The sequence below is a fragment of the Paenibacillus hubeiensis genome, from assembly GCF_032334105.1.
Taxonomy (GTDB): domain Bacteria; phylum Bacillota; class Bacilli; order Paenibacillales; family Paenibacillaceae; genus Paenibacillus; species Paenibacillus hubeiensis.
In genome coordinates, this window is sequence record NZ_JAVYAE020000006.1 from 154,944 (window position 1) to 170,228 (window position 15,285).

At 50.0% G+C, this 15,285-nt stretch carries 8 protein-coding genes and 2 riboswitches; of the genes, 3 read left to right on the forward strand and 5 right to left on the reverse strand.

Going from position 1 to position 15,285, the window contains the following annotated elements:
• Window positions 1–260: 260 nt before the first annotated feature.
• Entirely contained in the window at window positions 261–1,145 is an 885-nt protein-coding gene (locus RSX24_RS17600; protein ID WP_343261331.1) for an AraC family transcriptional regulator, read from the reverse strand.
• Window positions 1,146–1,367: 222 nt separating this feature from the next.
• A complete protein-coding gene (locus RSX24_RS17605; RefSeq protein WP_343261332.1) occupies window positions 1,368–3,485 on the reverse strand; it encodes a TerD family protein in 2,118 nt (705 codons plus the stop codon).
• A gap of 352 nt (window positions 3,486–3,837) precedes the next feature.
• On the opposite strand from RSX24_RS17605, the gene RSX24_RS17610 reads away from it, so the two are divergent.
• Both RSX24_RS17610 and RSX24_RS17615 read left to right on the forward strand, forming a co-directional pair.
• Window positions 3,838–4,917, forward strand: coding sequence for a hypothetical protein (locus RSX24_RS17610; protein ID WP_343261333.1), 1,080 nt, complete (start codon window positions 3,838–3,840; stop codon window positions 4,915–4,917).
• Window positions 4,918–5,020: 103 nt separating this feature from the next.
• The gene (locus RSX24_RS17615) at window positions 5,021–8,131 is read left to right on the forward strand and encodes a hybrid sensor histidine kinase/response regulator (RefSeq protein ID WP_343261334.1); all 3,111 of its coding nucleotides are present in this window, start codon (window positions 5,021–5,023) and stop codon (window positions 8,129–8,131) included.
• Window positions 8,132–8,156: 25 nt separating this feature from the next.
• Here the strand turns inward: RSX24_RS17615 and RSX24_RS17620 are convergent, their stop codons facing one another.
• Window positions 8,157–8,993 carry a DUF6597 domain-containing transcriptional factor gene (locus RSX24_RS17620; protein WP_343261335.1) on the reverse strand — a complete coding sequence of 279 codons (837 nt, stop codon included), beginning with the start codon at window positions 8,991–8,993 and terminating at the stop codon, window positions 8,157–8,159.
• A gap of 375 nt (window positions 8,994–9,368) precedes the next feature.
• Between RSX24_RS17620 and RSX24_RS17625 the strand changes: the two genes are divergently transcribed.
• Window positions 9,369–9,818, forward strand: a complete 450-nt coding sequence (locus RSX24_RS17625) for an SRPBCC family protein (protein WP_343261336.1) — start codon at window positions 9,369–9,371, stop codon at window positions 9,816–9,818.
• Between the two features lie 113 nt (window positions 9,819–9,931).
• On the opposite strand, the gene RSX24_RS17630 is transcribed toward RSX24_RS17625, so the two are convergent.
• Together RSX24_RS17630 and RSX24_RS17635 are read right to left on the reverse strand one after the other, a co-directional pair.
• Window positions 9,932–13,933 (reverse strand): collagen binding domain-containing protein, encoded by a 4,002-nt coding sequence (locus RSX24_RS17630; protein WP_343261337.1) that lies wholly within the window; start codon window positions 13,931–13,933, stop codon window positions 9,932–9,934.
• Window positions 13,934–14,213: 280 nt separating this feature from the next.
• Entirely contained in the window at window positions 14,214–15,014 is an 801-nt protein-coding gene (locus tag RSX24_RS17635; protein WP_339275306.1) for a transglutaminase-like domain-containing protein, read from the reverse strand.
• A 13-nt stretch (window positions 15,015–15,027) separates the two neighbouring features.
• Window positions 15,028–15,116: riboswitch (cyclic di-GMP riboswitch) on the reverse strand.
• A 61-nt stretch (window positions 15,117–15,177) separates the two neighbouring features.
• Window positions 15,178–15,265: riboswitch (cyclic di-GMP riboswitch) on the reverse strand.
• Between the last annotated feature and the right edge of the window lie 20 nt (window positions 15,266–15,285).

Consider the following 15,285-nt stretch of genomic DNA (forward strand, 5'->3'; position numbering starts at 1 on the left):
CGCTGCGGGAACCTACGGTTCCGCTTATGAAAAGAAACGCCCATTCCTAAGGAATGAGCGTTTCTGCCGTGACCTTTACTATATAGATTGAACCGTAAATTTACACGATAACGAAGAGGGCAGAAAGAATCTGGAGAAGCGAAGCGGTCGCATTTATCACCGGATTTTCCCCTTGAAAAAGGGGATCAAAGAAATCAGGGGATAAGAGCGATCGAAAGATGGTTCTGACCGCGTAGTGACTCTGTGTAAAAATCATTGGTTCAACCTATATAGCTCTTTTTCTGTACAGGTATCCAAATCTCGCTTCGATATTGCGGCGAAGTCACATCCGGGTGTTCATTCCACAGCATTTCCGGTCCTTCCGCCAATTCAAAATTCGATGAAGGAAGCCATTCCGCAAAGATTCGCCCCCATACCTCCTGAAGCGTATCGGGAAAAGGACCAACGGCAGTAAACACCGCCCACGTTGAAGCCGGCACCTCCAATGCTGCCAAACCCTCCGGAGCTTCCAACGTCGTGGCCGCTCCTATGAAATGATCCAGCTCGCCCTTCTCCTCCATCCTTCCCTCACCAAAGTGAGAAGAAGCACTGATGATGCCTGAAGGTTCGATATTGGACAATCCCTTGATCGTGCTGATCAGCTCCGGCGTCAAGCTCTGGTACATTGCAGCGATATCCGGGTTCACTCCATGAAACACGATAGGTACCCTTTTGCTGATGCCCACGATGCGAAATGCTTCCTTTTGCTCCACACGGTAATTCATTTCTCCGCCTCCCTGAATGGTCAATTGAAATGTCATCCGCGGGAAGGCTTTGAGCGATGAACCACGGCCCCTAGCCTCGGAGGGCGTAACCCCATGCACGGCCTGAAAAGCTCTCGCAAACGAATCCGGCGAAGCGTATCCGTATTTGATCGCAACGTCAATAACTTTGCTGCCGTCCCGGCTTAGATCGAATGCAGCCAGCGTCAACCGCCGGCGCCGGATATATTCGGATAACGTCATGCCGCTGAGAAAGGAAAACATGCGCGTGAAATGGTATTCGGAACAGCAGGCAATCCGAGCCACCTCTTTCATATCCAGCGTGCTGTCCAGATTCTTTTCCACGTACTTCAAAGCTTCGTTTAATCGAGCCAGCATATCCATGCCCTCACCTCCCCGTACATTCAGCATAACAAAGCCATTCGCTGCCGACCCGACATTCCCTGCACCATTTTGCAGGCTGCACCGCTTTTGTTGCCGACTCAAACGGTATGAATAAACCAGGCGGATACAGAAAGACAGGCAAAAGAGCAGCCTTGCAGCAACGCCCGAATGCCTGTTTTGCCTTCGCAATGATTTTTGACAAATCTCAAATCTCTCGCAATTTCACATCAAATACTCTGCCATGATCCGCTCAATTTCAAATGGTGTGATTCCTTGATCCACCGCATAGACGGTATCGGCCTGATCCGCTGCATCCACCAGTTCACCCCGGGCCTTGGCATGCAGCATGAACAGCTGGTACAGGTCCGGCTTACGCAATGACGTCATCGCTTTGCCGATCAGCACCATACCTTTCTGGTTGCCTTCGACGTTGTTGGAATACTGGGGTTGGCTCGTCAGCGCCAGATCGGTCCAAATGACCGTTCGCTCTACCAGATCGAGAATGACGGGGATCGCAATCTGGGTGTCGGCTGCAACGTCGATTTTGTTCGATACCGTCTTCGGCTCAAACGCCTCGCCGGAACCCGGCTTTTTGCGCATCATCCAGCCCACGAAGCACTCCGGCAGGTCGCAATACGGATGGCTGGTGTACGAGAGCAAACTCGCCACGACATAACGCCCGCCATACTGGACGATCGAAGGAATATGCAGATCGATGAACTCGCACGCGCCATGTGGCGCAGTCACGATATCGCCGCTGTGGACCGCCTTGTACTTGGAGGAGCGCAGGTTCGTATATGAAATATGCTCGACGTAGTTCCACTGGTCGTCATACATTACCGCAGACAGGTCAATATCGACACGTCCGGTGTCCTGTCCATTGACCTTGCCTTCTTTCCACCAGCTGAAAAAACGGATGGTGTCCCCCTCAGCCATCGGCATCCGAGACCCGCGTACGACTGTGTGCAGTGCCTTGCTTGCGGATCTTTGAGAAAATGGCACAACATAATCATTCAGACGCGGATCAACATACGTCTTCCCAAGCGCAGGCAGGTCAGTGAATCGCCTGATCAGTGCCTGCTCGCACAACTCGACCACGTCCCGGCAGGTCTCCTCATCGATGACAGGCAGCTCATCCGGAATGGCAAACGCTTTGGCGACATTGCCTTTCGGGAAAAACACTCGTAAATCCTGCGGTTCATTCCTGCGCGCAAAATGCTCCTTCACCTGCAGCAATACAGGTGTCGATACCTGATGCACGACTTCACCAAACGCCAGCAGCACATACACCTTGTCTTCGGTTAACCGCAACAGCTGATCCAGTCTTCTCGCAAATTCGCCAGGGCGCTGCGACAGCAGGTCGATCAGGCTCCACACATTTTCATACTGGAACGCCAACTCCACACTACCGTTAAACGTGGTGAAAGGTTTATCGTTCCGCAGGACGTCAAAAGCCTCCTGACAGCGCGGATAACGATGCTTATACTCGGAAGGATGCAAAATCTCGCCGAGGCGAATCCAGCGTTCTTTATAACGAAGCATATCCTCGGTCATTGAACCGCATTGCTCCAGTAATCCAAGCAAAAAGCGCCGCTCACGGCGTTTGAATTTGCGAAAGCGCGAAGCCGAGGCAAGGCTTACGTCGCCATCTGACCAAGCAACGGCCAAGCGAAGAACATCCGTGGCTGTTTTAAAATAACCCCCGACGAGGTCCATGCTTGCCTTTTCGTGTCTCAATAATGCTGCTACGACGAATCCGGCGTTTTCCTTGAACGGGATCTCGTCAGGCAATAACGCCTGCAGCTGTTCGGGACCGGCTTGCTCCAGCACCGCATCAATGTCTTTTTTGTCCGTTTCCGAGATGGAGCCCTTTGCTTCGATCAACTGGCGGATCAGGCCAATGAAATGATGCTCGCTTCCCAGGTCGATGACTTTCAAGTCCACACGTTCCAACAATGGCAGCGGCTCTCGTTTTGACACCTTCTGTTCCGGCAGGATATTCGTCAGATAATGAAGGATGGCATTCAGGTATAACTCGGCTTCGTCCGCCTCCATGACTTGTGCCGGAAATCCGGCATACATCGGTTTGTACTTCACATGCGCTCCGACCATAAGCTTCAAATCGACGACAAGCTGCTTAACCAACGCTTCGAATTGATCCTGGGAAAGCTGGCGAACAGCCTGGATTAACCGATTCGAGAAGGTGAAACCAAGCGACTCGATATTTTTCAGGGCAGTGGCCAGCATGTCGTTTGCCACCCGGTTCTCCTTGTTCGTTTGTTCTATATACGGTTCTACAATAAGTTTTTTTGCTCTTCTTACATAAATGGTATTCATCATGATTAAAGAGTCCAGGAAAGCCATGTCCCTATCAAACATAAAGGTTTTGGGTTAGAAGGAAGGAACATGATAGCCTGGACGCCTCCTCTCTGAAACAGAATCTTCAGGAGACCTGCAACCCTAAATCTCCAATGATGTAGAAGGAAGGATCGCAATAGCCTGAAGACCAAAGACCCGAAGCTCGTGGTCCGAACCTTTGATGAACCCATCTTCCCATATTCCTGCAATTCCCAACAGGGCAAAAGTATTACGACTCGAAATGGACGCTCATGGTTTGATGACGATGAGGGATTCATGTACACTTTTAGATGTGATTTCCAATGAATCTGATAAGAATCGAGGATAAGATTCGATGCATATACAACATCTGTATCATAGTTATTTGAATATGAAATACAACCGGGCGCTGCCGTTACTGGAAACCCGACCATTCGAGTACGCTTTATGCGAAGACGGCGGGGCGGAACTGTTTTTCACCGATCACCCGGAAGAAACGTTTGCAGAGTGGCTGTCGGAGCTGCAGCCAAGAGATCCGAATTACGTTGCAAACCCGGATTGGAAGCCCATGCTTCATGAGCAATTTGCGCAACTGGACGTTTATGAGGAGCTGATTCTGTATTATCTGCTGTACACCATCAACGCCACAACGTCGATCGCCAGCCTGAATCCGTACAATGCCATGAACGACTTTATGAAAAACTATGCTTTCTTTCAACTCAACCCATTGACGGGCATAAGCAGACTCAGCGATGAGCAAAAAGGACAGTTAAGGGAATTTTTCTTCTTTTTCTATCTCTACGCCCATCCCGTAAACGAGGAGACGTTATACGCCTTTTCGTTCAAGGGGCATACACTCGTCCATAACAAGACTAATATCGAGGTAGAACGGTATATTTCCGCATTCCATGACCATTGCATCCACAACTTTGCGGATTTCGAAGACCGGCTGTCCGTTCTCCCGTCCAACATCAAGGCGTGCAAACAACTCACGCTGGAATTGCTGCGATCCATTGAAGGCCATGCGCCCAAGCTGACCATGCCGCCGGAAGAGGGAATCGAGACCATATTGCGCCTCATCAACGACGTCGATGAAATGCTGCGCATGCATTCGGAGAACAACGCCGAGTTGTTTGCGGTGATGCGTGATTTTATGGAGAACAACCCCGGCGCTTCAACTCCCTATTCCGAACACTGTTTCCGCATCCTGTTGCAAAACTATGTTTCGTACATCCTCTTTTTTAACTTCGATGCCATTCGTGATCTGGTGAAGTACTTCAAGGATGACCCGCTGTGGGGCAAAACGATCATCAACCATATGTTCACGGACGCGATTTTGATTCAAAAAATCATGCGGCAGCTCCGGATTGATCTTGCCTTCTACCCGGAGGTCACTGCATTGTTCGAGGAGCAGGCGCGCCGGATTTATTTGTGAGTCCGTCCTTATTCCTTAAAGCGCATTCCCTCCAAAAGACGTTTGAAAGGATGGCTCTTTATATGCAGGATTTTGGCTTATTATGTCGAAAAGCATGTGTACTATGAAACCATTAAAACGTATGCCCATCCCTAGATATGTAGTCTTGTCCATCCTGTTTCTAACCCTTTTGCTTGGATCCCGCTTCGTTTGGTCGGAAGGCTTCACCATGCCGCCATCGCCGCAGCCGATGAATGGCACCTTGGATTTGCGCGGCTGGGATCTATCATCCGCATCGCCTGTTTCGTTGGACGGGGAGTGGATGTTTTACCCGAACGCCCTGTTTTCCCTCCAGAAATTACTCTCGTCCCCCAATCCACCCCGATCGATTACCGTGCCCGGCGATTGGCAGAGCGAGATGTCCACCCCATCTTCGTCGTTCGGGTATGGAACGTATCGGCTGCGCATCCTTATCGACTCTTCGGTGAAGGACGTCGCCCTCTGGGCCCAAAAAATCCAGGCCTCCTCCATCGTGGAAATCAACGGGAATACCATCGCCGGATTCGGCCGTCCTGCCGTCCGCGAGCAGGACTACAAACCCGAAAGAACAGCCTTCACGGCAACTTACGCCACGAACGGAGCCACGGAGCTTGAGCTTCTCGTGCAGGCGGCGAACTTCGATGATCCGTATAGCGGCGGTTTAACGCGCTCGCTCTATTTCGGCACCCCGGAGGCTATTGCCCGCGATCACGGTCTCTCGGTCGATTTGCAGAAAATCACGTTTGCCATTTTGCTCTTGCATAGCTTGTATGCCCTTGCCATGTTTTTTTTCAATCGCAAACAACGCGCATTGCTGACATTTTCCCTATTGACCTTTTCAGCGGCGCTTACTGTCGTATCCGACCATGACGGCTTATTGCTGAGCTGGCTGCCGCTTAATTTTACTTGGATGGTCAAGGCCAAGGCGCTTTCCTATCCGTTGTTTTCGTTTTTCATGCTGCTGCTGGCCAGAAGCTTTTCCAATAGCTCCAAAGCCATTTCGATATTTCGCATGTATGCTGGATTGCTTGGAGCCCATTGTGCATTTTTGCTGGTTGCTCCGGTGCGCAGCATCTATGTCTGGCTCGAAACCGGAATATCCGATGTGCTATACCTGTTCCCGATCGCATGGTCGGTCGTTCTGTTCATGAAAATGGCTGCCGACAAACGGGATGACGCGACATTCCTTCTCTTTGCAGCGACAAGCAGTCTGTCCAGCGTGTTATGGGGAATGGTTAATTCGCATAACGAAATTACCAACGTCTACTATCCCATCGACGTCATCGCTGCCATATTCGGCTTTTCCGCGTACTGGTTCAAGAAGTATTTCCGAAACGCGTCGAAAATCCAACATTTATATGATCAGCTCAAAGAAGAAGACGCGCAAAAAGATCAGTTTTTGGCCAACACGGCCCACGAGCTCCGCACGCCGCTGCACGGCATGATCAACATTGCCGAAAGCATTGCCGGGGAGGAGAGGCGCCGTACCGGAAAAGCGCATTCGGAAGACATGAAATTGTTGATTACGATTGGCCGACGGATGTCGCAGCTGGTCGACGATTTGCTTGACGTTATTCGGCTCAGGGAAAAACGCATCGAGCTGCAGTATAAAGACGTGTCCCTTGCCTCGGTCGTTTCGGGCGTGGTCAGCATGTTCCGATATATGGCTGAGGGCAAGCCAGTCAACATCGTCATGGAAATTCCGGATACGCTGCCGCTTATTCAGGCAGACGAAAGAAGACTGGTTCAAATCCTGTACAACCTGCTGCACAATGCCCTCAAATTCACCGATGAAGGGACGATTACCGTTGCCGTCGAAGCAACGATGGGAGTACATGCAACCATGCGGGTCTCCGATACGGGCATCGGCATGAGCGAAGAGATGCAAAACAGGATATTCGACGCTTATGAACAAGGGACTTCCAGTGCCCGCCTGAGCGGAGGACTTGGATTAGGGTTGAGCATTTGCAAACAACTCGTTGAGCTGCACGGAGGGAGCATTGCGGTACATTCCGTTCTTGGACAAGGTTCTACCTTCGTCGTACATCTCCCATTGGGGCAACCGGCTGCTCAGATTATTCCACCGGGACAACGGCAAACGCCAATCCGCCATGAACCCACGGAGACCAGTAATCATTTGGATGATGAAAACACATTTCCCCAGCCCCACCCTTTCAACGCAGAATCCCATGAAAGGGCGGCAGCTCGAATTCTCGTCGTCGACGATGACCCCGTCAATCTGCGTGTGCTCGTATCCATGTTATCGAGCGAGTCTTATCTGATCCAGCCTGCGGCCTCTGCGCGGCAGGCCCTCGAATGGTTAGAGGGGAAACATTGGGATTTGGTCATTGCCGACGTTATGATGCCGCAAATGTCGGGTTATGAACTGACGGAGAAGCTGAGGGAACGATTCTCGGCTTCAGAGCTTCCAATTCTGCTGTTAACGGCCCGAAACGAACCAGCCGATATTTATGCAGGCTTTCTGGCAGGAGCTACCGATTACGTGACCAAGCCGGTAGATGCCATGGAGCTGAAACATCGTATCCGATCGCTGGTCGATTTGAAACAGTCCGTCGATGAAAGGTTCCGGATGGAGGCCGCGTATTTGCAAGCCCAAATCCAGCCCCACTTCCTGTTCAATACGCTGAATTCCATCATGGCGCTGAGCGACCTGGATACGGAACGGATGCAGAAGCTTGGCGATGCTTTTATTTCATATTTGCAGACGAGCTTTGACTTCCTGAATTCCGAAAACCTGGTTCATATCCAACATGAACTGGAACTTGTCCGGGCCTACCTGTACATCGAGAAGGAGCGCTTCCCTGACAGACTCAACATCGTATGGGACATACCGGATACCATTGACGTGCTCCTGCCCCCGTTAACGATCCAACCCCTCGTTGAAAATGCGGTGAGACACGGCGTTCTTAGCCAAGCAGAAGGCGGGACGCTCCGCATTCAAATGGAGGAGCAAAAGGACGGAATTCTCATTGAAATCCAAGATGACGGCGCAGGCATGGACGAGTCCCGGATTGCACAAGCGCTCACTTGGCCCACGTCAAGAACCGGGCAACCGGGCGGGATTGGATTAACCAACACGAATCGAAGGCTCAACCAGATTTATGGTCAAGGGCTTCATATCGTCAGCAAACCAGGGAAAGGTACGAAAGTTTCCTTCATCATTACGAATGGTTGAAATGTGCTCTCAACTTCAGATCATTTTAAAGCCTCAATGTCTGCTCCAATAAATACCGCTCAGGCGTTTTGCCGATCACAGTCTTGAAATCTTTGCTGAAATGCGCCTGATCATGATACCCCAGCTCCACGGATAAACGCGCGAGGTCGGTGACCTGTCCAAGGTCCATCGCCTCCGCTGCGTTCTGCAACCGAAACAGCCGAATCACCGACTTCGGGTTAACGCCAACGTATTTCGAGAATAGGCGCTGCAATTGCCGGAGGCTGATATCGAAGCACTGCCCCAGCTGCTCCACTTTCGTGATCTCCCGGTTTCCTTCCATATGGTCGATGATCTGGTTAACAAGCGTAATGTTCTCGTCATACCGCGGCACTTTGGCTGCGAAACAGTCATCCAACACCTTGACCATCCCCGCATCATTGGACTGTGCCAGTACCCTCTCTTCCAATTCGGAACCCTGGATTCCCAGTACAGCAACCACGTCGATGGGTTTCACGGTACATTCCGACATCTCCCTTTTTATATACGGGTAAAGCCCTCCCGGTCTGAATTTGGCACCAAAAACGACTCCTCTCCCTTCCAAACGCTGGGTGTATCGGTCCTTTGCCGGCCCATAGAAACACGTTTTCCCTTTTTCCACCACCAGGTTGGCGCAAGGGTTGGGGACAACATCTTGAAGGTGAGGCTGCTCCCCCTCCAAGTTCCATTCGACGATCCAGTAATGCTTGATGAATGGGGATATCGGTCCCGTAGCGGGATAACGATCCAAACGGAATTTGCCCCCGGCTCCGTAAAGTCCAAGAACGCCCATACTCGGGCGGGATTTCGAAATGCCCATGCTTTCTTCGCTCCGTTCCGTCAAGATTGTGATCCTTCAGTAATAGGGACAAGTTTCTGTCGCGTTTTTACAATACGTCTGCGTAAGGGTCAATTTATAATGAGTGTACCACACAGCCTCTGACAAACGCAGAAGTTATCTATATAAACCGCATAAAACAAACACACGTTAACGGAGAGGCAGAACCAATCTGGAGAAGCGAAGCGTTCTAAAAGCTTTCTGAAAGAAAGCTGCATCGGAAGCATAGACTGTTCACCGGATTTTCCCGTTGAACAAGGGAATCGAAAAAATCTGGGGATAACAGCGATCGGAAGATGGTACTGCACTCGCAGTGCCTTAGTGTGAATGATTAGTGCGGTTTATATAAAAAAAGTTGCACACTTAAGGAGGAGCATGATTATGGAATTACAGTACATTTTTTATATCGGCGCAACGCCAGAACACGTATGGAATACCCTGGTGAGTCCGGAGGGCACGCGCAGCACGTTTTTCGGCGCTGCCCTCAACACAACCCTGGAACCGGGAGCAGCTTTCCAGTATGTAGGCCCGGGCAACGACGGGGACGAGACGGTGCATGTCTACGGCACCATCCTGCAAGCCGTTCCCGGGAAGGTGCTCAGCTACCTTGAACATCCCGGAGCATCCTACCGTGAAAACCACGCCGATCTTGAATCACGGGTAACTTTTACCTTGGAACCCGTAGGCGGCTGCACCAAACTGACATTGACCAATGACCAATGGACCCCTGGGCACCCTTCCTTTGCCAATGCGAAGGAGCATTGGTGGATGATACTTAGCAGCATTAAAACGTATGCCGAAACGGGAAAAACGTTGGACTTCGGCTGGTAACGGACGGGATCAAACGTATTGACGCTGGACCGGCGTTGATTATGAATTAATACGCCAAAAAAGCCCCTATGTCCTGTCTAACAGAACAAAGGGGCTATATTCAATGCACAATGTTATGATTTCATAGCTTTTCGTTGAAGACCTAACCATGCTCCGATCAAAATCAGCCCCACACCCGCGAAATAAAACGGATATCTGCTTGCTTCGCCCGTTTGCGGAAGCGTCTTGATCGTAATTTCCGATGACGGTGTTTGTGGTATTGCAGTCTGCTGATCCGGCGTTTGCGGTTTCGCAGGCTGCTGATCCGGCGTTTTAGGTTCATTCGTCTGCGGTTCCGGCTCAATGCCGCCGCGCGGAATCTCACCCTCATCGATCTCGATGGTCGGTGTCTCCGGATCGTCCGTCGAAGGCGTTTCTGGTATCGACGGTTCACCTCTCGGGGTCTCTTCATCCGGTACGTCTACTTCATCAGTCGGCGTTCCTGGCGTTGATGGTGTCCCCGGATCCGGCGTATTTCCAGGAGTTCCGGGGTTAACCGGAGTACCTGGATCCGTTGGTGTGCCCGGATGGGTAGGATTCGTTGGATCTGTCGGATCCGTTGGGTCCGTTGGGTCCGTTGGATCCGTTGGGTTCGTTGGATCTGTCGGATCCGTCGGGTTCGTTGGATCTGTCGGATCCGTTGGGTCCGTCGGATCTGTTGGATCCGTTGGGTCCATCGGATCTGTTGGATCCGTTGGGTTCGTTGGGTTCGTTGGATCTGTCGGATCCGTCGGATCTGTTGGATCCGTTGGGTCCGTCGGATCTGTTGGATCTGTTGGATCTGTTGGATCTGTTGGATCTGTTGGATCCGTTGGATCCGTCGGATCAACAGGCTCTTCTTTTTCGTTCGTTACAGTTAATTTCACGACATTGCCCTTACTCACGATACTGGAGTCAATCTTGACGTCCCAAGTTGATTGACCAATCTTATATCCTTCCGGAGCCGCAAGCTCCTCCAACACATAATCATCATAGAGCAGTTTCGTAAACAGGATCTTTCCTTCTTCATCCGTCGTTTTCACCATTGGGGCGCGTTTGCCTGCTTTGTCGTAAAGCACGAATTTCGCTCCTGCCAACAATTTCGTATCGTCATCCTTATCCACCTTCGTCACTTCCAGGCTGCCTGTTACGCCGCCGCCGGAACCCGAACCCGAAGAGGTACGAACGATGATTTCTTTCGTCGTTTCCCGCATCTCCGTCTTCAGCTGGTCGCCTTCAAGTGCCACCTTATTTCGCACGGCTTCCTTGTCTGCGGCAATAATGAATGACTGATATTCCAGAATATAGGCTGAAGAGATATCGTTCTTGAATTTCAACTCGAATATTTCCTGATCGCCTTCAAGTCTCGTGAACGTTAACGTATAATCTTTTCCTTCAGTCAACTCTCCGGCTTTGACCGCTTCTCCATTCTTATTAACGGATGTTGCATACAAATGGAAAGAGTCCTCGATCAAGATCTGATTTGCACTCGGCTCGTCAATGATCTTGGCGTTTGAAATATGGGATTGGCCTTCATTGATACGAATCGACCAATCGATCTTATTTCCATTTTGGGCACCGCTTTTTGTTACATACTCACCGCCGTGAGGAACAGATACCTTAGCATTCCAGGTAGCGGCTTTGTCGCCACCATTCCACAGTTCGGCCGTGTTATTCATGTCTTTGGTGATCACTGTGCCTTGCAGCGACGTTTTGAACTCGATCCAATACGCCGAGGAGGTTGGACCCTTGAAATGAACGGACAACTCGTTGCCATTCGTTTCGGTAGGTTCGGTCACTTCATACTCGGAAGCCGGTACCTCGGCGCCTTTCGAAACACCGTTCCACCACCCCAGCAGCTTCATCTCGTATACTTTGACCGAGTTCGGGACAAGCTTTTGCCCATCCTTCAGAACATCCTTCACAATCGCATCATTCAACGTGTTGAGGTTGTAGTTCATCTTGATGTTCCATGTGATTTCCTTGTCGACAGGATTGTAGCTGCCATCTTTCCCGCCGTTGTTTTTGGTATATCCGTCGGAGGCAAAGCTCGCATCCCTTTGAATGGGTCCTTTATCCACTCCGTTTTCGCTCCAAGTCATTGAAGCCCTGTTCATGTAATCCAAATTGCTTTTCGTCAACCATTCAATATTAAACTTGGTTTTGTATTCAATGGTATATGTGGTCTTTATGGTATTGAGGAACTTAATGACAAAACCCTGACGAGCATTATCATACGCGACCTCATATTCACGATCGGAAACCTTGGTCCCATCCGCTTTAACGATCACCGAATCGGGAATAAATTCAAGACCGCCCTGCGGGAACGTATCTTTAATGACTACGTTTTCCATATGGTATTTGCTGCCGTCCGGTTTGCTGTCGCTGTTAACCGTAATCATCCATGTTGCCGTTTTGCTGGCAAAATCGATGTTCCATGTTCCTTTCGTCAGCGCACGGCTGCCTTGAGCCGGAACCGTCACTTCTTTAATCGAATCGCCGGAGGTGACTTTATTTCTGACCTCTTTGCCGTCGGCAGTCGAACGATCGACCGGTTGGGTTTGGTAAACGATAGTGTATGCGGAATCAACATCATTATTAAATTGAAGTTTGAATCCGTTCGTTCCCACGGGCACGGCTTTATATTCCGTCGATGCCAACAAATTCTTCGCGTCGGTAGAATTGCCGTTATACACTTTCAGCGAATCGGCAACCCATTCATGAACGTTGCTGAACTGATCCGTGATGACCGCCTGTTCTTGTGGAACGTGCTTTCCATTGAAATTATATTTGACCGTCCAAGTGATAACCCCTGTGTCGTTATTTTGCTTATATGTCTTATCCAGGAATTTCCCCAAATCCACCGTTACCGTTGCGGTCGCTTGGGCATCCTCGATGCCTTCGCCGGACAATACGGCCTTATTCTCAAAGCGGGCCTGTTCGCCGATTCGATTCGTCGTAAAACGAATTTCATACGCCTTGTTGATCGATTCGTCCTGGAATGCCAGTTCCAGCTTGGTGCCGCCGTTCGATTCAACCGTGTACTTTCCGGCGTCTACCTTGCCCCCTAGGACGGTCGACCCGTCACCATTCACCTGCAATTGATACACCTCGACAGTGTCGGGTGCAAGCTCCAGACCTTCAGGCATGACGTCGGTAACAACCGCATGGTTGATCTTATTCAACGATTTGTTGATTTGAACCGTCCAATCAATGCGATCTTTACCAACCGCTTTCCCCTGTTTCTCGATCAATTTGCCGCCTTGCGGCTTCAGGTTCACGATAATCGTCTGAACTCCGCTTCTGACCGGAATAGCGATAACGACCTCCGTGCTCCCTGTAAGAACTTCTTTTTTGAATTCCGTGCGGATTTCCAGTTTGCCGCTGATGTTGGAATGACTCTCGACGTATTCATTGAAAGTCATCACCACTTTGCCGCTCCGGTCCACCGTGAATCGGCCGACTTCGCCTTGGTCAGCAACGAGCGGTTCGTCGATCTCCGTGTAAATTTCGAACTGCTGCGGCAGATCAAACGTAAACGTACTGCCATTCTTATACCCGTGTCCGTTCGGGAGTTCCCATTCGTAACTCAGGTTTACCGCTGCGCCAATGTCCAAAGTGCTGTCTGGATTATACACTGCATCAATGACGGTACCGTTAATATCGGTTAGTACCAGTTTGGTTAAAATATCGTCTGAAACCGGAATTGTCGCATCGTCGTTGTTACCAGCTTCCGGTTTCTTGATTTCTTCATCTACCGCCTCGTCCGTATCACTGCCCGGTTCTGCGGCATCCACAGATCCCTCAGTGCCCTTGCTCGGATCTTCTGTTTCATCTACCGACTCATCGGTGCCCGTACTCGGGTCTTGAACTTCGTCTACCGATTCATCCGTACTGCTACCGGGTTCCTGATCATTGTCAACCGATGGTTGGACGCCTCCCGGTACTTGATCGCCATTTTCCAATTGCTGGGCCCCGACATCCGTTCCCTGCCCCTGCACGTTTTCCGCTGCACTGGCGATCCCAACAGATGCGCCAAACAGCGTTTGGATCATAAGCAGCAGTACCATTACGATTCCACTTACTTTTTTCTTCATAATCTCTCCCTCGGACTCGTCATTACCCTCGTTTTTTCGGTTCCAATCTCGCTTTTGGTGCGCAATTCGAGACATGTATCCAGTGAACTACATGCCTATAAGGGACGTCTGAGTCCATCACCTCCACCTCGTTCAATTGGCGCACGATTCAAATGGTGTCTATATTTTCGTTCAGAACCAAATGGGCTTCCTGCATTATAACGCCATCGCATAGACATTTTCTTAACAAACCCGAAAAAGCCTTGGACATGTGCGTCCAAAGCTTATATTCACGAGAATATTAGTAAATTTTCGATGCTGTGTAGTGCGAAGCGTCTTTAATCATTTTGAACGAAGTACCTTGCGTTTTCCAAGCGGCATCGACGGTAGTATCGATGGTGATCCACTGCCCGTTGAGGTAAACTTCATTCCATGCATGGTATACATCTACATAATCCGAAGTACCCATTACCAATTTGGTCGGTATATCGAGACTCCGCAGCATGGATGCAAGCAAGGAAGCATAATCGTAGCACATCCCTTTGAGATCCATGATCGTGCGGACGTTATCTGGAAGATAGTCCGTTAACTCTCTCGATGCAAGTACTTTGTCATAACGAATGTTACCGATCACATAGTCGTATACAGCTTGTACTTTTTCTTGGTCCGTTTTTGCAGACCGGGCTAACTTTTTAGCAAGCTGTGCAGCTTGTTCATTATCAGACCAATCAATATTCTGAATCGAGTTCAGATATACGTTGTTGCTGTCCTTCAGATGAAGCTTGACGGCTCCTTCTTGAACGACCTTGTATTTGGTGCCGCTGACTTGTTCCAACACAGTGATTGTATAGTCTCCGTTCCCCATTTGCAGCGGGAAAACGTCCCGAGACTTACCCGGCAGCAGCGTATATGTATATTTTTCCTGTCCTTTGGCGATCATAAGCTTAGTCTTTACATCGGATTTCACGTCATAATGGATGACAACTGCTCCGCGATCAAGCTGGTCCAAACCCAGCCAATCTTCAGACTGCGCAGCTTGTACAACCGGTGCGCATAAGAGTAAGACAAATAGTCCTACAATGGCGAACACAGCGTTACGCATGCTGTAAACCCCCTTCGGTAGCCAGGCTGCCATTTGATCATGCATCAAGAAGGCCCTATAGCTTTGCGTCCCTGCCTTTCGACAGGTTTGCCATTATCGTTATTGAGTTTTACTGCGTTTTAGTGGATATTTGTCCAATAAAAAAACAAAAAAAGCACTTTCGTTCGGTAGCTGGCTGCCATTTGACAATACGTCAAGAAGACCCTGTAGCTTTGCGTCCTTGCCTTTCGACAAGTTTGCCGTTATCGTGATTTGCTTTTGGTGATTACAT

Bases quoted from the DNA above. Each gene is read 5' to 3' on its own strand.
- RSX24_RS17605 (WP_343261332.1), bottom strand. From the start codon at position 3,485: ATGATGAATACCATTTATGTAAGAAGAGCAAAAAAACTTATTGTAGAA.
- RSX24_RS17635 (WP_339275306.1), bottom strand. From the start codon at position 15,014: ATGCGTAACGCTGTGTTCGCCATTGTAGGACTATTTGTCTTACTCTTA.
- RSX24_RS17630 (WP_343261337.1), bottom strand. From the start codon at position 13,933: ATGAAGAAAAAAGTAAGTGGAATCGTAATGGTACTGCTGCTTATGATC.
- RSX24_RS17625 (WP_343261336.1), top strand. From the start codon at position 9,369: ATGGAATTACAGTACATTTTTTATATCGGCGCAACGCCAGAACACGTA.
- RSX24_RS17615 (WP_343261334.1), top strand. From the start codon at position 5,021: ATGAAACCATTAAAACGTATGCCCATCCCTAGATATGTAGTCTTGTCC.
- RSX24_RS17610 (WP_343261333.1), top strand. From the start codon at position 3,838: ATGCATATACAACATCTGTATCATAGTTATTTGAATATGAAATACAAC.
- RSX24_RS17600 (WP_343261331.1), bottom strand. From the start codon at position 1,145: ATGGATATGCTGGCTCGATTAAACGAAGCTTTGAAGTACGTGGAAAAG.